This is a genomic window from Christiangramia marina (assembly GCF_048285865.1).
Classification (GTDB): Bacteria; Bacteroidota; Bacteroidia; order Flavobacteriales; family Flavobacteriaceae; genus Christiangramia; species Christiangramia marina.
The window spans coordinates 21468-44926 of the sequence record NZ_JBLVTK010000005.1 but is presented as its reverse complement, the minus strand read 5'-3'; the positions used below and the strand labels follow the sequence as shown (position 1 = coordinate 44926).

Annotated in this window: 25 protein-coding genes, 1 other RNA gene and 1 pseudogene; 14 read left to right on the top strand and 13 right to left on the bottom strand. The window is 38.4% G+C overall.

Features of this window, described 5'->3' with window-relative positions; translation table 11 throughout:
- Nucleotides 1-648, bottom strand: a pseudogene (locus ACNKXS_RS14850) (hypothetical protein); the annotation flags it as partial.
- A gap of 87 nt (nt 649-735) precedes the next feature.
- Here ACNKXS_RS14850 and ACNKXS_RS14845 point away from each other — a divergent pair.
- Complete coding sequence (locus ACNKXS_RS14845; protein WP_417921554.1) at nt 736-1884, top strand: cysteine desulfurase family protein; 1149 nt, start codon at nt 736-738, stop codon at nt 1882-1884.
- A gap of 67 nt (nt 1885-1951) precedes the next feature.
- Here the strand turns inward: ACNKXS_RS14845 and ACNKXS_RS14840 are convergent, their stop codons facing one another.
- The gene (locus ACNKXS_RS14840; protein ID WP_417921553.1) at nt 1952-3640 is read right to left on the bottom strand and encodes a M23 family metallopeptidase; all 1689 of its coding nucleotides are present in this window, start codon (nt 3638-3640) and stop codon (nt 1952-1954) included.
- 185 nt (nt 3641-3825) lie between these two features.
- Between ACNKXS_RS14840 and ACNKXS_RS14835 the strand changes: the two genes are divergently transcribed.
- The 4 genes from ACNKXS_RS14835 to rny all read left to right on the top strand — a co-directional run bounded on the left by ACNKXS_RS14835 (nt 3826) and on the right by rny (nt 6201).
- Entirely contained in the window at nt 3826-4116 is a 291-nt protein-coding gene (locus ACNKXS_RS14835; protein ID WP_417921552.1) for a hypothetical protein, read from the top strand.
- Between the two features lie 6 nt (nt 4117-4122).
- Nucleotides 4123-4416, top strand: coding sequence for a cell division protein ZapA (locus ACNKXS_RS14830; protein WP_141877545.1), 294 nt, complete (start codon nt 4123-4125; stop codon nt 4414-4416).
- 51 nt (nt 4417-4467) lie between these two features.
- A non-coding RNA gene (gene ssrS, locus ACNKXS_RS14825) (6S RNA) lies at nt 4468-4586 on the top strand.
- A 52-nt stretch (nt 4587-4638) separates the two neighbouring features.
- A complete protein-coding gene (gene rny, locus ACNKXS_RS14820) occupies nt 4639-6201 on the top strand; it encodes a ribonuclease Y (protein ID WP_417921551.1) in 1563 nt (520 codons plus the stop codon).
- A 69-nt stretch (nt 6202-6270) separates the two neighbouring features.
- On the opposite strand, the gene ACNKXS_RS14815 is transcribed toward rny, so the two are convergent.
- Both ACNKXS_RS14815 and xerD read right to left on the bottom strand, forming a co-directional pair.
- Nucleotides 6271-7218 carry an aldo/keto reductase gene (locus ACNKXS_RS14815; protein ID WP_417921550.1) on the bottom strand — a complete coding sequence of 316 codons (948 nt, stop codon included), beginning with the start codon at nt 7216-7218 and terminating at the stop codon, nt 6271-6273.
- 77 nt (nt 7219-7295) lie between these two features.
- Nucleotides 7296-8192, bottom strand: a complete 897-nt coding sequence (xerD, locus tag ACNKXS_RS14810) for a site-specific tyrosine recombinase XerD (RefSeq protein ID WP_417921549.1) — start codon at nt 8190-8192, stop codon at nt 7296-7298.
- Nucleotides 8193-8302: 110 nt separating this feature from the next.
- On the opposite strand from xerD, the gene ACNKXS_RS14805 reads away from it, so the two are divergent.
- The 6 genes from ACNKXS_RS14805 (at nt 8303) to ACNKXS_RS14780 (ending at nt 12070) form a co-directional block, all read left to right on the top strand.
- A complete protein-coding gene (locus tag ACNKXS_RS14805; protein WP_417921574.1) occupies nt 8303-8908 on the top strand; it encodes a porin family protein in 606 nt (201 codons plus the stop codon).
- Between the two features lie 128 nt (nt 8909-9036).
- Nucleotides 9037-9570, top strand: a complete 534-nt coding sequence (locus tag ACNKXS_RS14800; RefSeq protein WP_417921548.1) for a porin family protein — start codon at nt 9037-9039, stop codon at nt 9568-9570.
- Between the two features lie 134 nt (nt 9571-9704).
- Complete coding sequence (locus ACNKXS_RS14795; RefSeq protein WP_417921547.1) at nt 9705-10235, top strand: porin family protein; 531 nt, start codon at nt 9705-9707, stop codon at nt 10233-10235.
- A gap of 118 nt (nt 10236-10353) precedes the next feature.
- On the top strand, nt 10354-10878 hold the full coding sequence (locus tag ACNKXS_RS14790; RefSeq protein ID WP_417921546.1) for a hypothetical protein: 525 nt from the start codon (nt 10354-10356) through the stop codon (nt 10876-10878).
- 51 nt (nt 10879-10929) lie between these two features.
- A complete protein-coding gene (aroQ, locus tag ACNKXS_RS14785; protein WP_417921545.1) occupies nt 10930-11355 on the top strand; it encodes a type II 3-dehydroquinate dehydratase in 426 nt (141 codons plus the stop codon).
- Entirely contained in the window at nt 11348-12070 is a 723-nt protein-coding gene (locus tag ACNKXS_RS14780) for a Dph6-related ATP pyrophosphatase (RefSeq protein ID WP_417921544.1), read from the top strand. Before aroQ ends, ACNKXS_RS14780 begins: the two co-directional genes overlap by 8 nt.
- Nucleotides 12071-12228: 158 nt before the next feature.
- On the opposite strand, the gene lpdA is transcribed toward ACNKXS_RS14780, so the two are convergent.
- The 5 genes from lpdA to ACNKXS_RS14755 form a co-directional block, all read right to left on the bottom strand.
- Nucleotides 12229-13620 carry a dihydrolipoyl dehydrogenase gene (lpdA, locus tag ACNKXS_RS14775; RefSeq protein ID WP_141877555.1) on the bottom strand — a complete coding sequence of 464 codons (1392 nt, stop codon included), beginning with the start codon at nt 13618-13620 and terminating at the stop codon, nt 12229-12231.
- Nucleotides 13621-13757: 137 nt separating this feature from the next.
- A complete protein-coding gene (locus tag ACNKXS_RS14770) occupies nt 13758-14279 on the bottom strand; it encodes a collagen-like protein (RefSeq protein WP_417921543.1) in 522 nt (173 codons plus the stop codon).
- Between the two features lie 16 nt (nt 14280-14295).
- Nucleotides 14296-14688, bottom strand: a complete 393-nt coding sequence (gene msrB, locus ACNKXS_RS14765) for a peptide-methionine (R)-S-oxide reductase MsrB (RefSeq protein WP_417921542.1) — start codon at nt 14686-14688, stop codon at nt 14296-14298.
- Between the two features lie 4 nt (nt 14689-14692).
- A complete protein-coding gene (gene msrB, locus ACNKXS_RS14760) occupies nt 14693-15181 on the bottom strand; it encodes a peptide-methionine (R)-S-oxide reductase MsrB (protein WP_417921541.1) in 489 nt (162 codons plus the stop codon).
- A 26-nt stretch (nt 15182-15207) separates the two neighbouring features.
- Nucleotides 15208-16080, bottom strand: a complete 873-nt coding sequence (locus ACNKXS_RS14755; protein ID WP_417921540.1) for an alpha/beta fold hydrolase — start codon at nt 16078-16080, stop codon at nt 15208-15210.
- Nucleotides 16081-16266: 186 nt separating this feature from the next.
- Between ACNKXS_RS14755 and ACNKXS_RS14750 the strand changes: the two genes are divergently transcribed.
- Together ACNKXS_RS14750 and ACNKXS_RS14745 are read left to right on the top strand one after the other, a co-directional pair.
- A complete protein-coding gene (locus ACNKXS_RS14750) occupies nt 16267-17088 on the top strand; it encodes a M48 family metallopeptidase (protein ID WP_417921539.1) in 822 nt (273 codons plus the stop codon).
- A 61-nt stretch (nt 17089-17149) separates the two neighbouring features.
- A complete protein-coding gene (locus tag ACNKXS_RS14745; RefSeq protein WP_417921538.1) occupies nt 17150-18499 on the top strand; it encodes an MFS transporter in 1350 nt (449 codons plus the stop codon).
- A 23-nt stretch (nt 18500-18522) separates the two neighbouring features.
- On the opposite strand, the gene ACNKXS_RS14740 is transcribed toward ACNKXS_RS14745, so the two are convergent.
- Genes ACNKXS_RS14740 through ACNKXS_RS14725 form a run of 4 tightly spaced genes read right to left on the bottom strand, consistent with a single transcriptional unit; the run spans nt 18523 to nt 21465 of the window.
- The gene (locus ACNKXS_RS14740) at nt 18523-19245 is read right to left on the bottom strand and encodes a head GIN domain-containing protein (protein ID WP_417921537.1); all 723 of its coding nucleotides are present in this window, start codon (nt 19243-19245) and stop codon (nt 18523-18525) included.
- A gap of 25 nt (nt 19246-19270) precedes the next feature.
- Nucleotides 19271-20392 carry a hypothetical protein gene (locus ACNKXS_RS14735; RefSeq protein ID WP_417921536.1) on the bottom strand — a complete coding sequence of 374 codons (1122 nt, stop codon included), beginning with the start codon at nt 20390-20392 and terminating at the stop codon, nt 19271-19273.
- Entirely contained in the window at nt 20373-20921 is a 549-nt protein-coding gene (locus tag ACNKXS_RS14730) for a DUF4179 domain-containing protein (RefSeq protein ID WP_417921535.1), read from the bottom strand. The genes ACNKXS_RS14735 and ACNKXS_RS14730 overlap by 20 nt, the downstream gene beginning before the upstream one ends.
- Nucleotides 20911-21465, bottom strand: a complete 555-nt coding sequence (locus ACNKXS_RS14725) for an RNA polymerase sigma factor (protein ID WP_417921534.1) — start codon at nt 21463-21465, stop codon at nt 20911-20913. Before ACNKXS_RS14725 ends, ACNKXS_RS14730 begins: the two co-directional genes overlap by 11 nt.
- A 210-nt stretch (nt 21466-21675) precedes the next feature.
- Between ACNKXS_RS14725 and lon the strand changes: the two genes are divergently transcribed.
- Nucleotides 21676-23459, top strand: a 1784-nt coding sequence (gene lon / locus ACNKXS_RS14720) for an endopeptidase La (protein ID WP_417921533.1), incomplete at its 3' end; no start/stop codon positions are given.

Below are 23459 nucleotides of genomic sequence, written 5' to 3'. Positions count from 1 at the left end.
CAGATAATTTGGTACACCATCTTCGTCTGTATCAACTTCCCCATTGTCATCCAATATCGAGTCTTCGTTGATAGCACGTTCTCTTTCGGTAAGTACATTATCCCCATCATCATCCACGTCCAGGTAATCCGGGATATCGTCACCGTCTGTATCCTGATGATTTAATCCATCTGGATCCCAACCTTCTTCCAAATTAGAGAGACCATCGTCATCTGGATCTGCATCACCGGTTTCGTCTGTAAATCTGGTAGCAATGGTCACAGTTCCATCAGAGCCACTCTCATACTCTGTTGTTGGAACTGGTTCACTTGGAGGAACAACCTGGCAGAAATAACTGCTACCAGTGATCTGTCCATTATATATACGGTAAATAACCTTGTTGGTGCTACTGAGAGAGAAAGTGATATTTTCAGAAGTATTGGTAATAAAGTTTCCAGCATCATCTGTAGTGATATTACTATTGGTGAATTCCAGGGAGATCGATTCGTTTACGTCATCATTATTGGTAGCGTAGATCACATACTTATTCTCGCCTTCACAAAATTGAAGTGTACTGTCTTCAAAATCAAAATCGGTCACAATAATATCTCCATCATCACAGGAATTGAGCAGGCCAAGCAGCGCGATCGCGATCAAAATACGTTTCATTCTATTGCTTTTTAAACAAAAATACGGGAATCAAAGATATGAGGAAGAGATGTAGGAAGTTATTTTATTTCCTTTAATTTTGCGACCATGAAAAATGTCTATTTTGATTCTGCAGCAACCACCCAGATTCGGGATGAAGTGGTCGATAAAATGACCAGCGTTTTAAAAGAAAACTATGGAAATCCATCTTCCACGCATAGCTTCGGAAGATCTTCCAAAACCCTGATCGAGCAGGCCAGAAAATCTGTTGCTAAAATTCTTAATGTAAAAGCATCTGAGATCGTATTTACTTCCGGAGGGACTGAAGCAGATAATCTTGCTTTAAATTCAGCCGTAAGAGATCTGGGTGTTCAAAGGATCATTACTTCAAAAATCGAACATCACGCGGTACTTTATACTGTTAATCAACTTCAGAATTGTTTCGATATCGAGGTAGAATATGTTTCTCTGGATTCCAAAGGTCATGTGGATCTTAAAGATCTTGAGGAGCGATTAAAATCTTCAGATTCCAAGACACTGGTAAGCCTAATGCACGTGAATAATGAGATTGGGAATATGCTGGATCTCAAGAAAACCGCGCAACTGGTAAAATCTTATAACGCACTTTTTCATTCAGATACCGTACAGTCTGTGGGTCATTTTGAGCTGGATTTCGAAGAAATACCTGTCGACTTTACCGCGGTAAGTGCTCATAAATTTCATGGCCCAAAAGGTGTTGGCTTTGCGTATGTGCGTCGCAACTCTGGTTTAAAACCGTTGATTTTTGGTGGGGAGCAGGAGCGAGGTCACCGTGCAGGAACTGAAGGTGTGCACAATATTGTGGGTCTGGAAGAGGCTTTAAAACTTGCCTATCAGGATCTGGACAAAGAACAGGCTTATGTAAAAGGTCTAAAACAACATTTTATAGATAAACTGAAGCAGGAGATTCCTGGGGTAAGCTTTAATGGTGCCTGTGAAGATCATACTCTAAGTACCTATACTTTATTGAACGTTTGTCTGCCTGTAAGTCAGGAGAAGGCTTTAATGCTTTTATTTCAGCTGGACCTAAAAGGCATTGCCTGTTCTAAAGGAAGTGCTTGCCAGAGCGGGAGTGACTCCGGTAGTCACGTGCTGAACGCATTTTGTTCTGAAGAGGATTTAAAAAAGCCGTCCTTGCGTTTTTCATTTTCCCGATACAATACTAAAGAAGAAATTGACTATGTAGTAGCTACTTTAAAAGATTTTATAGAAAGCTAAATTAAAGTCCAGCTATAAAAAAAGCCCGAATCATCGATTCGGGCTTTTTCTGTTTTATATACCTGGTCTATTTTCTGAAGAACTTCGCAGTATAAGTTGTCGTATTACCAACATTATCATTCACAATAATTTTTAGATCATTCTCAGTTTCGGTCACTACATCATCTGAAAAGTAATGCGTGAGTGTATTGTTCTTGTATTCATACTCCATCAAAATGAACTTTCCATTTACCGTTGCTCTGAAATCCTGAATTCCTGAAAGATCATCTGATATCTTCACCTTCAAGTTTTCATTGCCTGAGATCCATTGACCATCGTAGAAATTAACCGGTCTAACGCTCGGGGCATTCGTATCCTGTGCTAATCGATAATTACCAAATGTTCTGGTGCCTGTGGTAAAGCGATTTCCTTTTTTATAAGTTGTTGAATAGTTCAACCTGCCATTACCTGAAACACGAGCAATAAAGGTTTTCGCTTTATCTTCTTCGGAAAGATCACTTACATCAAAACCTATGGTAAAATTTTTATGTAGAGGTATTTCATCGCGATGTACCGTTACAACATCATCACTGAAGATGATGTCAAGATAGGTGTCATTATATAAACTCCCACCGGGAATATATACATCCATTTTTCCTCCTTTGGCCGAGAGCCCATTTGCGCTGGAAGCCAGGTATTCCGTTTCCAGGGTTTCTCTTTTAACGATCTTATCACTAATCTGTCCCTTAATTGGAATGCGGATAAGCTTTTCATTGCCTTTAAGGTCTGTCACTCTTATGGTGTATTGATAATCGAGACTATCCTTAATATTTAATAATCCTTCATTCTGCATATTTCCGTAGATACTTAAAGGATTACTCGGAGTTTTAAAAAGGCGTTGTATTCTACTTCTATTGGTGGCATAATATTCATAGTCGATCAACTGATTAAGATGCCTGGTTTCGGCGAAAGAAAACTTTTCGAAGTTTATTTCGAAAACTTCTTCTCCATTCAGGTTTGATTCTATTTTAAAAACACCATTCTGATTGTAAGCGCCATCTTGCTGATCTACAGTGGTAATACCAAAGCCTATTTCACCACATGCTTCAACTTCAGGAACAGCAAAAGTTCCGTCATTTTGTGGGATCAGTTTTAATTTTTGTCGGTTCTGAGAATTATTTACATGTGCATCTTCACCAAGAGGGTAGGCGAAAAGTCCCTGGATCATTGGCGGTTTGGAGTCGGCAACATCCAGACCAAATAATTGAGCATTCATTGGTCGCTGGCTTCCATCCCTGATTTCGAAATGAAGATGCGGGCCACCGCTACCACCTGTATTGCCGCTATAGGCGATCAATTCTCCTTTTTCAACTTTAAGTTCACCGGGTTCTGGGAAAAGTTCTATTTCGTAAGATTCCTTAGCATATTGCTGTTTCCGCAGATAATCCTTCAGCTTTGGAGATAACTTCTGAAGATGTCCGTACACTGTAGTGTAACCATTTGGATGCTGGATGTAAAGAGCCTTTCCGTAGCCATAATGCTGAATATTGATGCGGCTAATATAACCTTCCGCAGAAGCATTCACCTCAAGGCCTTCACGCTGCTGGGTTTTAATATCGAGTCCACTATGAAAATGATTGGACCTTAATTCACCAAAGGTTCCAGCGAGAACGATGGGTACATTAAGCGGATTTTCAAAATAATCCTGAGGTAATTCTTGTTGGGAGTGAACCTGAATACAGATAGTGGATAACAGGAATAATAAGGCTTTCTTCATAGATCTGGGGACTTTTTCATTTTCAAAGCAGCTGTAAAGTTAATTAAAGTTCTATCAATATTAAATGGCTTGCCTACAGAGAATTACTAACATTGTTCATTATTATTTTAAATCACCTGAAAAAGTATTGGGATATTTCAAAGCGTATGTTAACTTTGTAAGGGTTCACATCGTTTTTAGTGATTATGAGTGATATGACAGAAATAGTTGATAACCTGGAGAATAAGATCAGTAAGCTCCTTCATAGATATGAGTCTTTGAGGCAGTCCAATGAATGTCTACAACAGAAATTAACTACTGTAAGATCTGAATATGAGAAGCTGGAGGGAGATTTACAACTTTCCAGGGATCAGATTCAAACTCTGAAAGCTGCGAATGCGATGCTTGGCAGTACCGAACATAAGACAGAAACGAAGCTCAAAATAAATAGCCTGATTCGGGAAATCGATCAGTGCATCGTTCAGTTATCTGAATAATTTAGGATGGAAGATAAACTGAAAATTAAAATATCGATCGCAGACCGCGTGTATCCGTTAACCATTCAGCCCAGCCAGGAAGAAGGTTTGCGAAAGGCAGCGAAAAAGATCGAAGCGATGATCAAACAGTTTGAGCAAAACTATGCTGTGCGTGATAAGCAGGATGTATTAGCCATGTGTGCTTTACAGTTTGCGGCTCAAACAGAGCAGAAGAATATAGATAAGTCGAGTGAAATGATTGAAGCAGAAGATAAGTTGAAGGAACTTAACGATCTGTTACAGGAACATTTAAGCTCATAAGTTCATAAAATATAATAAAGGTTACTGCCTGTATTAGTGCTTTTTTGATAAACTCAACACGAATTCTTTAAAGAGGGTAAGTCTATGTTGTAAAAGCGTGCCGTGTCCCTTTACCGGGAGAGCGGATTCTTGATCAGCTTGTTAGCCCTAAACTTGATTTTAAGGAGTTTAATCCAAAACACAGCTAATACAGGCTTTTTTTTTACATCTAATTCAATATAAATGGAAATACTAATAATAATTGTTGCAGCAGTAGTAGGCCTTGCGTTAGGCTTTGCGATTGCAAAAATGCTTGAAAAGAAAAAGGCTTCTAATACGATCGCCAGTGCAAAGAAAGAGGCAAATTCCATCGTCAAGGAAGCCAAAGCAGAAGGGGAGAGCATTAAAAAAGATAAAATTCTTCAGGCAAAGGAAAAGTTTATTGAATTAAAGTCTGAGCATGAAAAAGTGATCTTATCCAGAGATAAGAAAATTGGTGATGCAGAGAAAAGGATCAAGGATAAAGAGTCTCATGTTTCTAATGAGCTAAGCAAGAACAAAAAATTAAATAAAGATCTCGAAGCTAAACTTGCAGATTATAATCATCGTGTAGATTATTTAGACAAGCGCCAGGAAGAGATCGATAAACTTCACAATAGTAAAGTGCAGCAGCTGGAGGTTATCTCCGGACTTTCTGCGGAAGATGCTAAAGCACAACTTATAGAATCACTGAAGGATACTGCCAAGGCAGATGCCATGTCATTAATTCAGGATACGGTTGAAGAAGCTAAACTAACTGCACAGCAGGAAGCGAAGAAAATTATTATTAATACTATTCAGCGAATTGGAACTGAAGAAGCTATTGATAATTGCGTTTCAGTATTCAACCTCGAAAGTGATGATGTAAAAGGCCGAATTATTGGTCGTGAAGGTCGAAATATTAGAGCATTGGAGGCAGCAACAGGAGTTGAAATTATTGTTGATGATACTCCAGAGGCAATCATTTTAAGCTGTTTCGATTCTGTTCGTAGAGAAGTTGCGAGATTATCTCTTCACAAATTAGTAACCGATGGTAGAATTCACCCGGCACGTATTGAAGAAGTAGTTAAGAAAACACGTAAACAGATCGAAGAAGAAATCATTGATATAGGTAAAAGAACTGTCATCGATCTTGGTATTCATGGTTTGCAGCCAGAATTGATTAAGATGGTAGGAAGAATGAAATATCGTTCTTCTTATGGGCAGAACCTGCTACAACACTCTAGAGAAGTTGCCAAACTTTGTGGAGTCATGGCTTCAGAACTTGGTTTAAATCCGAAACTGGCTAAGAGAGCAGGATTACTGCATGATATTGGTAAAGTCCCGGAAACGGAAACTGAAGTGCCTCATGCGATCCTTGGTATGCAATGGGCAGAGAAGCATGGTGAAAAGCCGGAAGTTTGTAATGCGATTGGAGCTCACCACGACGAGATCGAAATGAATTCACTTTTATCTCCTATCGTACAGGTTTGTGATGCCATTAGTGGTGCCAGACCAGGAGCAAGAAGACAGGTGCTTGATTCTTATATCCAACGTCTAAAGGATCTTGAAGAAATAGCCTTTGGTTTTGGCGGAGTGAAGAAAGCTTACGCGATCCAGGCTGGACGTGAACTTCGAGTGATCGTTGAAAGCGAAAAGGTTTCTGATGATAAAGCTGCGAACTTATCTTTCGAGATCTCCCAGAAGATTCAGACAGATATGACTTATCCAGGACAGGTGAAGATTACCGTGATCAGGGAAACTAGAGCAGTCAATGTTGCAAAATAAATATTGAAAAGTTTATTTAAAAAAAAAGGCCGTTCGAAAGAACGGCTTTTTTTTTTGAGTTCTGTACTCTTAATCATTATAGATGTTTTCATACGAGTTTCCTTCCATTTCAAAGAATTTCCCGGTAACATATCTAAAGTGATCATCAAGATCTGCGATCTGTTTTAAATCATCTTCATCCAGTTGGAAACCGGCGCTTTGCAGGTTTTCCTTGATCCTACCTTCATTGGTGGACTTTGGAATCACAGCAGTTCCTCTTTGCTCACTCCATTTGATCAAGATTTGTCCGGCGGAAGCTCCGTGTTTCTTAGCAATTTTATTGATCACAGGATTTTCGAGTAAAGAAGGTTCGTCGTCAGCTTTCATTTCATCGCTACGATCACCACTACCCAGCGGAGAATAACCAGTGACATTAATCCCATTTCTACTGCAGAATTCCAGAAGCTTATTCTGTTGCAAATAAGGATGAAGTTCAACCTGATTCATTTCAGGTAAATGATCGGTATCGTTCATAAGCTCCTCTAGTTTTTCAATACTAAAATTGGAAACTCCAATATGCTTTACCAGGCCTTGCTCTTTGGCTTTGATCATTTCTTTCCAGGTCTCTATAAGTGGTACTTCCTCCAGAGATAGGAAATCTTCTGCTTTTTCCGGAAATGATACATCAGGTTTAAAAGCTACTGGCCAGTGAATAAGATAAAGATCAAGATATTCCAGCTGTAAATCTTTTAGAGTTTGTTTTAAAGCTGGGATGACATCTTCCTTTTTATGGGCATTGTTCCATAATTTAGAAGTAACCCATACATCTTCCCGTTTGATATCGCCTTTGCCAAAAACTTCAGCAAATGCCTCGCCAACTTCAGCTTCATTACCATAAGTGGCGGCGCAATCAATGTGTCTATATCCATTGCTCAAAGCAATCTTTACGGCATTCGCTACTTCACCTTTTTCAGATTTCCATGTTCCAAGACCTATGGCATCCATATGGTCTCCATTCTTAAATTTTAAAGTCTTCATAATTCAATTTTTTATGAAGTTAAGGATTTATGGAGGGAGCGAAAAGTCTTGAAATTGGTTTAGCAGAACTTTAATATCTATCGGCGTGGATGGAAGCTTTCCATGACTTCTCTTAAATGCGTTCTGTCTACATGTACATATACTTCAGTAGTTGTAATACTCTCATGTCCTAACATTTGCTGAATGGCTCTTAGATCTGCTCCATTTTCCAGTAAATGGGTGGCAAAGGAATGGCGAAAGGTATGCGGACTCACTTTTTTCTTAATACCGGCTTCCTCGGTGAGTTTTCTTACGATCGTGAAGATCATAGCCCGCGTTAATTGCCTTCCTCTACGATTCAGGAAAAGTGTATCGCTGTATTCGTCTTTTATTGGCTGATGTGGACGAACTTCATCTTTATAGAGAGTGATATATTTTATGGTATACTCTGAAATAGGAACAAACCGCTGTTTATTCCCTTTACCGGTTATTTTAATGAACCCTTCGTCGAAGAAAAGATCAGACAATTTAAGTTCGGTAAGTTCAGAAACACGCAATCCACAGCCGTATAAGGTTTCAATAATGGCGCGATTTCTTTCGCCTTCAGTTTTACCGAGATCTATCGCCTGTATAATTCTATCAACTTCTTCCGTAGAAATAATATCGGGAAGTTTTCGTCCGGTCTTTGGAGATTCAATAAGTTCCAGAGGATTTTGTTCCCGGTAATTTTCAAAGACCAGGTAATCGAAAAAGCTTCTCAAGCCGGAAATTAATCTTGATTGAGAGCGGGCATTTAGGCTTGAAGAAACATCATAAATGAACTTTTGAATGATCTCTTCGGAAATTTGACCGGGACCAACTTCAATATCATTAACATTAAGAAACTTCTGAAGTTTTCGTACGTCCAATTGATAGTTCGAAATGGAATTATCTGATAATCCACGTTCAAGCTTAAGGTAGTTGGTATAATCCTTTAAGGCATGTTCCCATTTCATGTGTTAAAGATAGTAATTGCGGGGCATGAGTCTTAATAATACTTTATGCTTGCGTAACTTTTTGTTAACAGGTTGTACCCTACTTTTGGCGGAAATAAAAATTAATAATGATGAAAAAAACAGTTTTATTAGTAGCCGTTGCGTTGATGGGATTTGTATCCAATTCGTTCGCACAGGAAAGTTGGAGTTTTGGTGTGAAGGGTGGTGTAAACTTTTCTACCGTAACTGGAGATTACTTTAAAGATCCAAGTCATAGAACAGCTTTTAACATTGGTGTTCTTGCTGAAATTCCTGTTGCAAACAGACTATCTATTCAGCCAGAGGTATTATATTCTGCTCAGGGATATGATTTTGCTTCGATCGATGAAGACAATATTTTCGATATTGATGACAATATTGAATACCAATTAGATTATATCCAGGTACCGGTACTTGCTAAAGTATACGTTACTGATGGTTTGAGTGTTCAGGCTGGTCCTTCTTTCAACTTTAAGGTGAATGAAGAAATTGATTACTCTCCAACAGAGAACGGTGGTGATATCGAGCTTGAAGATCAGGTGAAGGATTTCGAAATAGGCGGTGCTGCAGGTTTAGAGTACAAGCTTAATAGCGGATTCTTTATACAGGGTAGATATACTTACGGATTTACGGAAGTATTTGATGGATCTGATGCTCACAATTCAGTTTGGCAGGCAGGTATTGGTTACCAGTTCTAGTCTATAGAAAAATCAGTAAAAAAAAGCGGACGTTGTCCGCTTTTTTTTTTCAAAATATTTGAAGGAAAAATTCTGCAGGTATATAATATTATTAGTTTTGGCGGTCTAACTACAAATTCAATCAAGTAATGTTAAAAACAATTATGTGTGCGATGGCATTCACCCTGCTGTCATTATGTTCCTTTGCGCAGGAATCAACTTTTGGTCTTACCGCAGGGTATTTAAATGCCGAGTTCAAAGTAAGTGAAGAGACTGTAAGTTTCTCTGATGACGGATCTGGTTTTTATGTTGGAGTTTTAGCCGACTTCGAACTTAGCGAATCATGGCATCTTGTTCCTGGAGTAAATTATGGTAGAGTGGAAGAGACCAATCTTTTATTTATTCCGGTAATGGCGCAGTACCATATCGCGAACTCCGGAGTCTTCCTTCAGGCCGGGCCACAAGCGACATTGAACCTCGAAGATGATCCAGGTGAATACACAAACACAATAGGTGTGGATGCAGGTTTTGGTGTAGGTTATGAGATCAATGAGAGTTTTTTCGTTGAAGCTAAATATGCGTTTGAACTCACAAACCGATTCGCAGATAGGGTAAGGGAGATAGATGATAATTTTAAACTGAATTTAAATACGTTCACCGTTGGAGTAGGCTATAAGTTCTAGATTTTTCTTTTCTAAAGTCTTGAAACCGAAGAGATTCTCTTCGGTTTTTTTATTTATAAACGTTAGTCGGTAATATTTAAGAAAAAGCTCCGTTTTCCTTGTTATACTTACTAACCTCATTAATTTATAAACCTATGTTTAAAAAAATCATGTTGATTGCAGGATTTGTAATCCTTTCCTTTTCATCTTTTGCCCAGGACACTTCATTCGGAGTTACAGCTGGTTATCTAAGCTCAATATCGACTCTTAACGATACTGAAATTGATTATACAGATAGCTCCTCTGGCTTTTATGTTGGAGCGCTATTAGATATTACTTTAAATGAATCTTTCAGTCTGGTTCCGGCAGTTCAGTATGCCCGTGTTTCTGAAGTTAACCTTTTGTATGTTCCTTTAACGCTACAATATGATATTGGCGATTCCGGAATATATGTACAGGGTGGACCTCAGGCTACCGTGTTATTACAGGAATCCAGTAGAATATATGATAAATTCGGACTTGACCTTGGAGTTGGTCTCGGGTACGATATCAATGATAATTTTTTCGTTGAAGCAAAATATTATCACGAAGTAACCAACAGGCATGGCGAAGATCCTTTTGATCTCTATGATGATCTGGATCAGGGTCTCAATTCATTGATGATTGGAGTTGGCTATAAATTCTAATACACTGAAATCTTCAAATTTGAAATCGAAAAATAAATCTTCTTTTTTTTTTAGAATAATTCTGAACAACTTCGTTATTATTTGTATTACGCTTGCGACTACTAAATCCTATTGAATTGTGCTGAAATCTTTTAATGTCTTTATGATCCTTGCTATATGTTCTTCCAGCCTTGTGGCTCAGGAAAGGGAAAAATCTAAATCAACACCTGAAGAAAATCGTGCTAAAATTAATTTTGAAGGACAGCAGGCGCAGGTGAAATATTACAATGATAGCAACCTGGAAGCTGATACTTTTGATCTTGGTAAAATATTGCCGGGTTTGAAATTACAGCCTCATCAGGTAAGGTATGAGAACCCGACCAGTAAGACAGATATTATGAGATATAATTTAAAATATCAATTAGGGAATTCAGACTTTTCAATAATGTCGGGTGGACAGGAGATCATCCATTCAAGTATTGACGGTAAGCGAGACTATGATTTTACCACGGTTCTTGGAGTAGAATACGAAGTAAATAAGCATACCTCGTTAGAAGCCGTTCAATTTTTTGGCTTTCAGAATTTAAATTCAGGGAAAGCAGTTTCTCCTGTGCAGTATATACCTCTACAACCTTTAAATTTCAAATTCAAAACATCATTCTAGAACTGCGTAGTCTATTCTTACTTTTTCTTGAGAATTGATTATTTTCACCTTATGAAATTATTAATACTAAACGGGCCTAATCTCAATCTGTTGGGAAGCAGGGAGCCTGATACTTACGGAAGCAAAAGTTTTGAAGATTACTTTTCAGAACTTCAGTTCAAATTTAGAAACATTGAGCTTTCTTACGATCAAACCAATATTGAAGGGGAGCTTATAGATATGATCCAGAAGGGCCAGGAAGACTTTAATGGGATCATACTCAATGCAGCTGCTTATACTCATACTTCAGTAGGAATAGGAGATGCGGTCGCGGCAATCAACATTCCAGTGGTAGAGGTTCATATTTCCAATACTTTTTCCCGTGAGGATTTCAGGCATAAGTCTTATATATCACCGAACTCGAAAGGCATTATTGTTGGTTTTGGTCTGCAAAGCTATGACCTGGCCATTCAAAGTTTTCTAAAGGACAATGAATAAAGCTTATATCAACTGGAGCAGTGGGAAAGATGCTGCGATGGCATTGTACTACGCCCGGAAGAACAACGAGCTGGAAGTTGGAAAGCTAGTAACGAGTCTAAGTGCAGATGTTGATAGAGTTACGATGCACGGAGTGCGCAGAGAATTGCTAATAGAACAGGCTCATTGCATGGGAATGGACTTGCAAATTATAGATCTTCCTGCCAATGCGGGAATGGAAACCTATAATCAAGTAATGTCTGAGGCTACAGAACAATTAAAGTCGGAAGATTATTCTCACTCAATTTTTGGTGATATATTTCTTGAGGATCTACGAACCTATCGTGAAGAACAATTACAAAAAGCGAATATCCAGGCCGTTTTTCCTTTATGGAAATTCAATACAAAAGAATTGCTCCAGCAGTTTATCGATCTCAATTTTAAAGCGATCGTTGTTTGTACGAACTCCAAAGTGCTAAATGATTCTTTCTGCGGAAGACTTATCGATAAAGAGTTTGTAAATGACTTACCCGAAAATGTTGATCCCTGCGGAGAAAACGGAGAATTTCACACCTTTGTTTACGACGGACCAATTTTTAATAAACCTGCTGAATTTGAAGTAGGAGAGAAGGTAAAGCGATCCTATTCTTCTGCGGAAGATGAAGATAATTGTCATAGTGATACTGAAAAACCCTGGGATACTGAATTTTGCTTTTGTGATCTTCTTCCGAAGTAAAATATTTAAATAGTTCTATTTCGCTGAGCTGAAATAAACTTGAGAATTCATAGAAATGACAAATATTTCGATTCGTTACCAATTTGCATTTTAACCATAAACACAAAAAAAACCCGCCTTCATTTGAAGGCGGGTTTAAATATATAAAACAGTATTTCTTATAAGTGGATCACTTCATCGTAAGCAGCAGCTACAGCTTCCATAACGGCTTCACTCATCGTTGGGTGAGGGTGAACTGCTTTTAGTACTTCATGACCTGTAGTTTCAAGCTTTCTACCTAAAACTGCTTCCGCGATCATATCGGTTACTCCGGCACCAATCATGTGGCAACCTAACCATTCACCATACTTAGCATCAAAAATCACCTTCACAAAACCATCTTTTTTACCAGACGCGCTCGCTTTTCCTGAAGCTGAAAAAGGAAATTTTCCAATTTTCAGTTCATAACCAGCTTCTTTTGCCTGCTTTTCAGTCATTCCAACTGAAGCAATTTCAGGAGTAGCATACGTACATCCAGGAATATTTCCGTAGTCAAGTGGTTCTACATCCATTCCTTTGATCTTTTCAACACAAAGAATACCTTCCGCAGAAGCAACATGCGCCAGAGCTGGTCCGGCTACAACATCTCCAATTGCGTAAATTCCTGAAACATTTGTTTGATAAAAATCATTCACAAGAATCTTGTCCTTGTCTGTCTTGATCCCAAGATCTTCAAGGCCAATATTTTCAATATTAGTTTTAATCCCAACTGCAGAGAGTACTATGTCTGCTTCCAGAGTTTCTTCTCCTTTTTTGGTCTTCACTTTAGCTTTGACTTTATCACCAGATTTTTCAACGCTTTCTACTGAAGAATTCGTCATGACTTTGATTCCGGCTTTCTTGATGCTTCTTTCAAATTGCTTAGAAACTTCTTCATCCTCTAAAGGCACAACGTTAGGAAGATATTCTACTACGGTTACCTCTGTTCCCATAGAATTATAGAAATGCGCGAATTCCACGCCAATCGCTCCAGATCCAACCACGATCATCTTTTTTGGCTGCTTTTTAAGAGTCATTGCTTCACGGTAACCGATCACTGTTTTACCGTCCTGTTTAAGATTTGGCAATTCTCTTGATCTAGCTCCAGTTGCAATGATGATATTATCTGCCTGGTATTCAGTTTTCTTATCTTTACTGTCGGTAACCTCAATCTTCTTCCCAGATTTGAGTTTACCAAAACCTTCAAGGACGTCAATTTTGTTCTTCTTCATCAGGAATTGAACACCTTTGCTCATTCCATTGGCAACATCTCTGCTTCGTTTTACTACCGCATCAAAATCTTTATCTGGATTTTCAAGTTTTAAACCATAGTCTTCAGCATGTTTCAGGTATTCAAAAACTTCAGCACTTTTCAATAATGCTTTGGTTGGAATACATCCCCAGTTAAGACAAACTCCACCAAGACTTTCCTTCTCCACAATAGCGGTTTTGAAACCAAGCTGAGAAGCGCGAATGGCAGTCACATATCCACCTGGGCCACTACCTAGAACTATAATATCATATTTAGTCATATTCAGAATATTTTGATTCGGTTAACGAAGTTGCGAATTTAAGGAATTTCAGCTTAAACTAAAAGCTGAGAAGACCCATTATAAAATGAAAAAAGCCTGCTTGATTCAAGCAGGCTTTCGATATAAATTATTGAAGTTTATTTTACTTCAAATCTCTTGATATTAGATTCATTGAGATCAAGCGAAGTTTTTACCGACTGGTAATCACTTACGTCAAGATTATTATCCTGAGCATAATCTACCGGTAATACTACGATCTTAAAAATTTGATCCTGAGTGAATCGTTCACCTATAGTTCCAGGATCAATATTTCCCTGAATATATATGTTCACGTCGAAATTTGTATGATTGTAGTTATACTGAAATTCTCCATCATCAAAATAAATTGTTTGTGGAATCAGGTTCCAAACATCGGTTCCATCGTCCACCAGTTCCAGCCAGTAAACCAATACAACATCAGATTCCAGTACTTCAATAGTAGAAGGAATATCAGCAAAAACTGAATAATCGGGATCATTAAAATCTGCTTCGACCTCAAAGGCCTGTCCAACGATATTGACACCATCCTGACCCGGAGGTCCTGGAGGTCCAACTTCACCGTCTGAAGAACATGCGACGATCGTACTTGCTATTAAAATAAGTGATAGTAATTTTTTCATGATAAATTGGATTTAGTTATTGATTAAAGTTGATGCTTGCCGAATTCACGCAAAAGCGCTGGCCGGTCTCTGTAGGACCATCATCAAAAACGTGGCCAAGATGACTTCCGCAGTTAGAACAGAGGATTTCAGTACGTATCATTCCGAATGTTCTATCCTGAACATACTCCACTTTACCATCAATCGCATTGTCGAAACTTGGCCATCCACATCCACTTTCAAACTTTGCATTACTTTCAAATAACTGCTCTCCGCAGGCCGCACACTGGTACTCGCCATCTTCGAAGTGAAGATTATATTCACCTGTATGAGGCGCTTCAGTTCCTTTTCCTCTTAAAATTCTATACTGCTCTGGAGTAAGATTTTCTTTCCACTCCTCTTCGGTCTTCTCAATATTATACTTTTTCATATCATTATTTTCTTGGTTCGAAGTCCATAGCGACTCCATTTATACAATGTCGTTTTCCTGTAGTTTCCCTTGGACCGTCATTAAAAACATGACCTAGATGTCCACCACACTTAGCACAATGTACTTCATCACGCTGGTATCCTAATTTAGAATCACTTCCATAAGCTACACCACCATCGATCGCACGATCAAAACTTGGCCATCCAGTACCGCTTTCGAATTTATGATCATTCTCGTATAACTCATTTCCACAAGCAGCGCACACAAAGACTCCAGGTTTCTTGATATCCAGCAGATCACTACTATAAGGTCTCTCTGTAGCAGCTTCCCTCAAAACTGCATATTCCTGTGAAGTTAATTCAGCTTTCCATTCTTCCTGGGACTTAGTTACCTCGTATGATTTAGAACTTTCCTTTGAAGAATCTTTCTGAGCATTTCCATTACAACTGAACAGAAACGTCGCCATTAGGCTTTGTATTAAAAACTTTTTCATCTTTTAATTTTTCTTTAAAATTACAATTATTGTGCCGCTATAAAACTTGTAATTTTGTTAATTACCTCAGGATTACCTAGTATTCGGCGGTGTCCCAGGTTTTTTGTGATCATTAATTCACTATTCTCCAGAACCTCATCAATCTCGTAAGCCGAATTCACTTCAACATCCACATCATGTTCGTCGTGAATAATAAGAGTAGGAGTAAACACTTCTTTTGCAGATTCTGCACCAGAAAGTGCGTCCATATCCTGTTTAAATTTATTATCCAGATATGCCTTCATCTTCCTGGCGACCTTATCGTTCATTTTCATGTTCGCAGCAAAGTTTCTGGTGATCTCGGTAACGTTATTTGCCGTTCCAATCAATATTAACTTGTTGGTTTTTAATCCATCCTTAATTGCTCTAAGAGAAGACATACCCCCAAGAGAATGACCAATAACAGCTTCAAAAGGACCATGTTTATTATCCAGAAACTTTACCGCTTCAATAAAGAAAGGCATCATGCTAATTTTCCCATCAGCTTTTCCATGTCCTGGAGCATCAAAACTTATAGTTTGATAGCCCATGACTTTTAAAGCTGAAGCGATTTTAGCCAGCTGAGTTCCTCTGCCACTCCAACCGTGAACCAGCAGAACTTTCTTATCTGACTTACCATATTTGTAGGTCACGATCTCGCGGTTCATTGAAGGAACTATCATTTTTTCCTGCTCTGTGTTCTCATCCATCTCCCTTTCTCTCTCCGGAAGTTTGTAACGGAAAGGAGTAAGAAACAGTTTCGCTGCAAACCTGCTGGCAAGAAACGGACTTACTTTCGTTAGAATTTGGGATGTAGTTAGAATATACTGCGGAACCAATAGTCTTTGAACCGGTATGCTGTCTTTAGTATTTTGAGTCATTTTGGGTGTGTTCAGGTCGTGAGTCGGCTTTCACATACTGTTTGAAATATGCTAGGAAAGCCTTGTAAATGCTGCAAATATCAACAATGGTATTGTTTTTGAAACTGCTTTTATTGTTAAATCATACTTAATTCAACTCGAGCAGGTTTGCTGCTTTTGTACTTTTAGGTGTCAAAAACCAACGATATGAAAATTAAGAATGCCTTATTAGGTTTAAGTGTACTGCTTATGGTGGTCTCATGTAAGACCAATCCTTTTACAGGAGAGAAAAATTTAAATTTTGTCTCCAATGATCAATTGTTCCCAACTTCTTTTGAACAATACAATCAATTTCTGAATGAAGCCGAAGTCGTTAATAATACTGAAGAAGCCAGAAAGGTTAAAAGACTTGGAGAAGATATTGTAACTGCTGCGGAAAGATATTTGAACGCGAACGGTTACCAAGGCTTTATGAATGACTTTAAATGGGAGTTCAACCTGGTAAAAGATGATCAGGCCAACGCTTTTGCAATGCCTGGTGGAAAAGTAGTTGTTTATACAGGTATTTTGGACGAAGCACAAAATACAAATGGTCTGGCGACAATCATGGCTCACGAGATCGCCCATGCCCTTGCAGATCACGGTGCTCAAAGAATGAGTGCAGCACAATTACAACAATTAGGAGCAGTAGCTGGAACAGTAGCTGTAAGTGGTCGTAGTGAAAGTACGCAACAAATCTTTGCTCAGGCATATGGATTAGGTACGACAGTAGGAGTAATGCTTCCTTTTAGTAGAGGTCATGAATCTGAAGCTGATAGAATTGGCTTAACTCTTATGGCGATTGCCGGTTATGATCCAAGAGAAGCTCCTGAATTATGGAAAAGAATGCAAGCTAATAGTGGTGGGCAGGCTCCACCAGAATTTTTAAGTACTCACCCTTCAAATCAAACAAGGATCAGTAATTTGACTCAGTGGGCTCCTGAAGCTATTGCTGAAGCTAGAAAATACGGAACTACAACTTTTAAATAAGTTATCTTAAAATTAAAATTGAAAAGCCACCGGTCTCGGTGGCTTTTTCTATTTTTAGTGCATGAAGCAATTACCTAAAGGCAACAAAAAGCTAATTCACGCATGGGCATTTTACGACTGGGCCAATTCAGTTTATAGCCTGGTCATCTCCTCGGCGATATTTCCAATATTTTATGGTGCATTGACGATCGTCAAGGATTCCGAAGGGAATATGATCAGTGATACGGTGAGCTTTTTGGGTTTCAATTGGAATAATGATACCCTTATTAGTTACGTTACAGCAGCTGCATTTCTTGTGGTTAGTTTTCTTAGTCCATTTCTGTCCGGTATTGCCGATTATGTTGGAAACAAAAAGAACTTCCTGAAATTCTTCTGTTACCTGGGAGCGATTTCCTGTATAGGTTTGTTCTGGTTCAATCTTGAGAATCTCTGGTTCGGTTTACTTTGCTATTTTCTCGCTCTTATTGGTTTTTGGTCCAGCCTGGTTTTCTATAATTCATATTTGCCAGATATCGCCTATAACGATCAACAGGATAAAGCAAGTGCGAAGGGATTTTCTTTGGGCTATTTAGGAAGTGTGATACTACTTGTCCTTTGCCTAATTATGATCCTAAAATACGAATGGTTTGGTTTTGACGATGAGGGTTTGCCAACACGACTTTCATTTGTACTAACCGGAGTGTGGTGGATCGCTTTTAGTCAGTATACCTATTACTATCTTCCAAAAGGAAATAAAAAAGCCCGACTTACCAAAAATGTACTATTCAATGGATTCAGGGAATTGAAAGGTATCTGGTTCAAGATCAATCAGAATAAACAATTGAAGCGTTATTTAGTGGCGTTTTTTGTTTACAGTATGGCCGTGCAAACCATTATGTTGATTGCGACTTATTTTGGGATCGAAGAACTGGAATGGGGAGAACAGGATGCAACCACAGGGTTAATTATAAGTATTCTATTGATTCAGCTTGTAGCGGTGCTTGGAGCTTTTCTAACCTCACGACTGGCCATTAAATATGGAGATGTCAAGATCCTGATTTTTATCAACCTGATATGGATAGCGATTTGTGGGTATGCTTATTTCATCACAACTCCGCAACAGTTTTATGTAGCAGCAGCTTCGGTAGGTTTGGTGATGGGCGGAATTCAATCACTATCCAGGTCCACTTATTCCAAAATGTTACCAGAGAATGCTATAGATACCGCCAGTTATTTTAGTTTTTACGATGTAGCTGAAAAGATTGGGATCGTGATAGGGATGTTTCTGTATGGTCTGGTAGCCCAAATTACCGGTAGTATTAGAAGTTCAATTCTTTTCCTGGTCGTTTTCTTTATTGCCGGAGTATTTTTATTAATGCGTGTCCCTAAAAAGCATCCAAAAATAAAAAACCTGCCAGAAGACAGGTTTTAAAATTTCAGCAATTTTGATAAATATTAGTAGCTGGAAACACTTCCAGAACCGTTTGTTTTAAAACTTTGTTTTTCAGGATCACCTTTGTATACGATATCTCCTGAACCACTAACATTTGCTTTTAAATTTGAAGAAGCGTAAACCATAACGTCCCCGGAACCTGAAACTCTTGCTTCCACATTTTTTGCTCTTAGATCAAATGCATCGAAATCACCACTTCCAGTTACGTTGCATTCAAAATTGTCAGTACTGCCTTTAATCTTAATATCACCAGACCCGGTTACATGACCTTTCAAATAATTCGTTTGTAAATCCAGAACCATATCTCCGGAACCTGTAACACTCACGCTCAATCTTTCTTCTGAAAGTTGATCCTGTGTCCAGATATCCCCGCTGCCAGTAAGTGAAATATCATTCACACTCTTTACAGGAACAGTAATTAGCAGATCCTTTCTAGTTTGAAGATTCACCCCTTTTTCCGTAGAAATTTTAAGCGTACCATTTTTTACTTCCGTAAGTATATATTCCTGAAGATTGCTTTCTGCAGCAACTTTGATATTTCCTTCTGTTCCCGAAACTAATTTTACGTTCATGGAACCAACTACATGAATTTTTTCATATTCTGAAGTATTCCTGGTTTCAGTCACCATATTTCCGTTTCCACGAATTTTTTTGCTACCCCATTGTGCGTGGGCAGAGGTGAAGGCAAGAAGGAATAAGGCCGATAGTAATAGTACTTTTTTCATAATAGGTATTTTAATTGATGATTAATTATTCTTTGCTAAATTTTACACTTCCATAACTGGTGGAGATATCCATCCTTGCTCCAGTGCCAGAACCATAGTTTCCAGAGATGGATTTACTAGTGTTTTTTTCATTGGTACGGCGAACATCAAGATCCTCTGTTCCGTTAATGCCCCCATAACTGGTCTTTACATCAAAACTAAATGTCATTTCCCTATCATACCCTAAATGTACTCCTGCGTAATCGGTATCGATATTTACAGATTTGGTACCGTTTACTATTTTTTCGATATGCAAGGATCCATAATCCAGGTTGATGTCTGCAGAGGTGAATATTCTATCCACTTTGGTTGTTAGGTAATCGCCATTTCCAATAAGCACCTTTACTTTATTTACTTCGATACTTCCATAATCACAGTTGAAATCCAGCTTGGTTACTTTGCGAATTCGGGATTTGGTATAATCTGCATTCACCAATAATTCTTCGGCTTCCCCAATTTCATAATCTGAATAGTCTGCATCAATTTCAGCATTGGTAACAAAACCTATTCGGCTGCTTCTGCTATAATCAAAATTCAGAATATTAGAGCGACCATTTAACTCACCCACATCTATTTTTCCGTAGTCGCAATTGATATCAGTATTACCAAAAGTTTTGTCGATGTAGATTCCGCCGTAATTATTATCAAGAGTAAGATTGTTGTTCTCTGGTGCGCGAATCACATAATTCACCTCCATATTAACATTATCGAATCCATCAAAAATATTCTTCCACCAGGACCTGTTTTCCTTAGAGAACCTGGTGGTTGCCGTCACTCCAGAAGAGTTCTGATCAAATTCCACTCGTATATCATCGAGTTTGTCTTCCACATCATCCTCGTCATTCCCATTGGTTTTGATGGTAACCTCAATAAGAACCCGATCTTCTTTCCAGGTCACAATATCGATGTTCCCGTAACTATTGTTGATGTTAAGGTCACCGTTGGCCTTTACGTTAAATTCCTTCCTAATTGTCTTTTTTCTGGTGTGTTTGGCTTCATCAATAACAGAAGCTTCAGTCGTAACTTCAGGCTCTGTGCATTTGCTTTCCGGGTATAGGTTGGTAACAAGCACCATGAGGAAAAGGATGCTAGATAGTATTGCTTTCATAATTTTGATTGTTTAATGATTTGATGTTTTCAATTTGTTCTAATACTTCACTCAATAGATCTATTCGCTGCTGGAAGTTTTGAATCATGGCGTGTATGACTCTTTTATCATTTCCACTTTCTAGAAGATCATTCTCCATTCTTTTATATCTATTTTCCAGTTTTTTTAATTGCTGAAGGGCATCCTTAATGATCATCTGAGTTTCAGGAGTAGCTTCGGCATTTAAAGCTATGAGTTCTTTCTCAATTAATCCTGAATAAAACTGCTGCGTTTGCTTCATTTCAGGAGAAATGCTAGCCAGGTCTGACTGATTTGCCTGGTTGAAATTATTGGATAATAACAGCACTAAAGCCAATATTGCAGCGATGCTTAATAATCCTGACCAGATCTTTCTGGAGTTGCTTCCAGCTTTTCCTGACTTTCTACTTTTTTCCAGCTTGCGGGCAAACTTATCGCGATGATCTGTTTGCGGTTCTTCGATGTCAAAATTTGCAGACTCGAAGAATTCTTCAAATTCATTAATTTTCATGTTGCTGCAATTTTTTTCTTAAACTTTCTTTAGCTCTGGAAATCATCGTTCTACAATTTCCGTAGGAGATTTTCATAATCTCGCTTATTTCCTCATGATCATATCCTTCAATAAGATGTAGTGTTAGACAAATCCTGTAATTTTCCTTCAAATTCTTCAATGCATTCAGTACTAATTTCACTTTGTCACTGCCGTAATTTTCACCAGCTACACCAACACTGTCTACTTCGTTCTTAAGCTCATCATTATAAGATACCTCTGCCAGCTTTTTAGATCTGTTCAAAGCAGTAATACTTTGATTGATGACAATACGTTTTAGCCAGGCTCCAAAGGTGGCATCCTCGTTAAAACTATCTATTCGTGTAAAGGCTTTTAAAAATGATTCCTGCATAATATCTTCAGCTTCAGCAGAATGTCCTGTAACCCTATACGCGGTGTTATACATTGCTTTGTAATACCGGTCATAGATTTCCATCTGCGCTCGTTGTTCTCCTTTACGGCAACGGGCAACAAGATCATTAATATGTGTGATGGTTGGTGTCAATTAATGTCTGGTTTCTATACTAAAGATGGAACTGTTTAAAGATTGTTACACTTTCTGAAAATAAATTTATATATAAGGCGTGGCATAGGAATTGAATATTTGATATTGCAAATCTATAGAAAGCCCCAATGCATTGCATTTCAAGGCTTTTAACGAACCTTACCAAATTACTGAAATTTAATCTGGTGACAGTTTGACTTAAATATAATTATGGCTAAAACAAAGTTTACGAATATTGACAGTTTGTCATTTCAGGGAATAGACGAAGATGCAGAATTGATTCCTTTAATGACACCTGAAGATGAAGAAGAAATAAATAAAGAAGATCTCCCGGAAACCTTACCAATTCTACCTCTTAGAAACACGGTTCTATTTCCAGGAGTTGTGATTCCTATTACGGCGGGTAGAGACGCTTCTATTAAGCTTATTAATGAAGCAAATAATGGAAGCAAGATCATTGGTGTCGTTTCGCAGAAGGATGAGGAAGTAGAGAATCCAACTTCTAAGGATATTAATAAGGTTGGAGTAGTTGCACGTATTTTAAGGGTGTTAAAAATGCCTGATGGAAATACAACAGTGATTATTCAAGGTAAAAAACGCTTCCAGATCACCCAGGTGGTAACCGAAGAACCTTATATGACTGCTACCGTTGCTGAGGTTCCTGATAATCGTCCTGAGCAGGATAATGCTGAATTTGGAGCGATCATAGAGTCAATCAAGGATCTTGCGCTTCAAATTATCAAAGGGAGTCCAAATATTCCTTCGGAAGCTTCTTTTGCGATCAAGAACATAGAAAGTAATTCTTTCCTGATCAATTTTGTTTCTTCCAATATGTCTCTATCTGTTTCTGAAAAGCAGAAGTTACTGGAGATGAACGATCTTAAGGAGAGAGCACTTTCCACGCTGAAGCATATGAATACTGAGAACCAGAAACTGGAACTCAAAAATGACATTCAGAGTAAGGTTCAAAGTGATATGAGCCAGCAGCAAAGAGAGTACTTCCTTCACCAGCAAATGAAGACGATCCAGGAAGAACTTGGGGGTGTTTCTCATGAAGGTGAAATTGTGGAAATGCGTGATCGCGCTAAAGACAAACAATGGGATGAGGATGTTAAAAATCATTTTGAGAAAGAACTTTCCAAAATGCAACGTATGAATCCGCAGGTTGCAGAATATTCCATACAAAGAAATTACCTGGACCTGTTCCTGGATCTTCCATGGAACGAGTTCAGTAAAGATAAATTTGATCTAAAGCGTGCAAAGAAAATTCTTGATCGTGATCACTATGGTCTTGATGATGTAAAAAGAAGGATCATCGAATATCTTGCGGTTTTAAAACTGCGTAACGATATGAAATCTCCAATTTTATGTCTTTACGGACCTCCAGGAGTTGGTAAAACTTCGCTAGGAAAGTCGGTAGCGGAAGCACTAGGCAGAGAATATGTCAGGATTTCTCTGGGTGGTCTAAGAGACGAAGCAGAAATACGCGGACATAGAAAAACCTACATTGGTGCTATGCCAGGTAGAATTATTCAAAGTTTAAAGAAAGCTGGAACCAGTAATCCTGTTTTTGTTCTGGATGAGATCGACAAATTAAGTATGGGAAATGCGGGAGACCCTTCTTCAGCATTACTCGAAGTACTGGATCCTGAACAGAATTCAGAATTTCATGACAACTTCCTTGAAATGGGATTTGACCTATCCAAGGTAATGTTCATCGCTACCTGTAATTCATTGAATACAATTCAGCCGGCACTAAGAGACCGAATGGAAATTATCAACGTAACAGGTTATACCATTGAGGAGAAAGTAGAGATCGCAAAAAGACATTTACTTCCGAAGCAATTAGAAGAACACGGTCTAACTGCAGAACACCTCAAAGTGGGTAAAAAACAACTTGAGAAAATTGTTGAAGGTTATACCCGGGAATCTGGAGTGAGATCTCTGGAGAAACAAATAGCCAAAGTGGTTAGATACGCAGCCAAGAACATTGC

What these genes read in the sequence shown, in the direction of transcription:
- ACNKXS_RS14795 (WP_417921547.1), top strand. Translation starts at nt 9,705, where the DNA reads ATGTTTAAAAAAATCATGTTGATTGCAGGATTTGTAATCCTTTCCTTT.
- ACNKXS_RS14730 (WP_417921535.1), bottom strand. Translation starts at nt 20,921, where the DNA reads ATGAAAATTAATGAATTTGAAGAATTCTTCGAGTCTGCAAATTTTGAC.
- ACNKXS_RS14845 (WP_417921554.1), top strand. Translation starts at nt 736, where the DNA reads ATGAAAAATGTCTATTTTGATTCTGCAGCAACCACCCAGATTCGGGAT.
- ACNKXS_RS14805 (WP_417921574.1), top strand. Translation starts at nt 8,303, where the DNA reads ATGAAAAAAACAGTTTTATTAGTAGCCGTTGCGTTGATGGGATTTGTA.
- msrB (WP_417921542.1), bottom strand. Translation starts at nt 14,688, where the DNA reads ATGAAAAAGTATAATATTGAGAAGACCGAAGAGGAGTGGAAAGAAAAT.
- lpdA (WP_141877555.1), bottom strand. Translation starts at nt 13,620, where the DNA reads ATGACTAAATATGATATTATAGTTCTAGGTAGTGGCCCAGGTGGATAT.
- ACNKXS_RS14780 (WP_417921544.1), top strand. Translation starts at nt 11,348, where the DNA reads ATGAATAAAGCTTATATCAACTGGAGCAGTGGGAAAGATGCTGCGATG.
- ACNKXS_RS14745 (WP_417921538.1), top strand. Translation starts at nt 17,150, where the DNA reads ATGAAGCAATTACCTAAAGGCAACAAAAAGCTAATTCACGCATGGGCA.
- ACNKXS_RS14830 (WP_141877545.1), top strand. Translation starts at nt 4,123, where the DNA reads ATGGAAGATAAACTGAAAATTAAAATATCGATCGCAGACCGCGTGTAT.
- ACNKXS_RS14740 (WP_417921537.1), bottom strand. Translation starts at nt 19,245, where the DNA reads ATGAAAAAAGTACTATTACTATCGGCCTTATTCCTTCTTGCCTTCACC.
- aroQ (WP_417921545.1), top strand. Translation starts at nt 10,930, where the DNA reads ATGAAATTATTAATACTAAACGGGCCTAATCTCAATCTGTTGGGAAGC.
- ACNKXS_RS14755 (WP_417921540.1), bottom strand. Translation starts at nt 16,080, where the DNA reads ATGACTCAAAATACTAAAGACAGCATACCGGTTCAAAGACTATTGGTT.
- xerD (WP_417921549.1), bottom strand. Translation starts at nt 8,192, where the DNA reads ATGAAATGGGAACATGCCTTAAAGGATTATACCAACTACCTTAAGCTT.
- msrB (WP_417921541.1), bottom strand. Translation starts at nt 15,181, where the DNA reads ATGAAAAAGTTTTTAATACAAAGCCTAATGGCGACGTTTCTGTTCAGT.
- ACNKXS_RS14735 (WP_417921536.1), bottom strand. Translation starts at nt 20,392, where the DNA reads ATGAAAGCAATACTATCTAGCATCCTTTTCCTCATGGTGCTTGTTACC.
- ACNKXS_RS14840 (WP_417921553.1), bottom strand. Translation starts at nt 3,640, where the DNA reads ATGAAGAAAGCCTTATTATTCCTGTTATCCACTATCTGTATTCAGGTT.
- ACNKXS_RS14770 (WP_417921543.1), bottom strand. Translation starts at nt 14,279, where the DNA reads ATGAAAAAATTACTATCACTTATTTTAATAGCAAGTACGATCGTCGCA.
- ACNKXS_RS14815 (WP_417921550.1), bottom strand. Translation starts at nt 7,218, where the DNA reads ATGAAGACTTTAAAATTTAAGAATGGAGACCATATGGATGCCATAGGT.
- ACNKXS_RS14835 (WP_417921552.1), top strand. Translation starts at nt 3,826, where the DNA reads ATGAGTGATATGACAGAAATAGTTGATAACCTGGAGAATAAGATCAGT.
- rny (WP_417921551.1), top strand. Translation starts at nt 4,639, where the DNA reads ATGGAAATACTAATAATAATTGTTGCAGCAGTAGTAGGCCTTGCGTTA.
- ACNKXS_RS14750 (WP_417921539.1), top strand. Translation starts at nt 16,267, where the DNA reads ATGAAAATTAAGAATGCCTTATTAGGTTTAAGTGTACTGCTTATGGTG.
- ACNKXS_RS14800 (WP_417921548.1), top strand. Translation starts at nt 9,037, where the DNA reads ATGTTAAAAACAATTATGTGTGCGATGGCATTCACCCTGCTGTCATTA.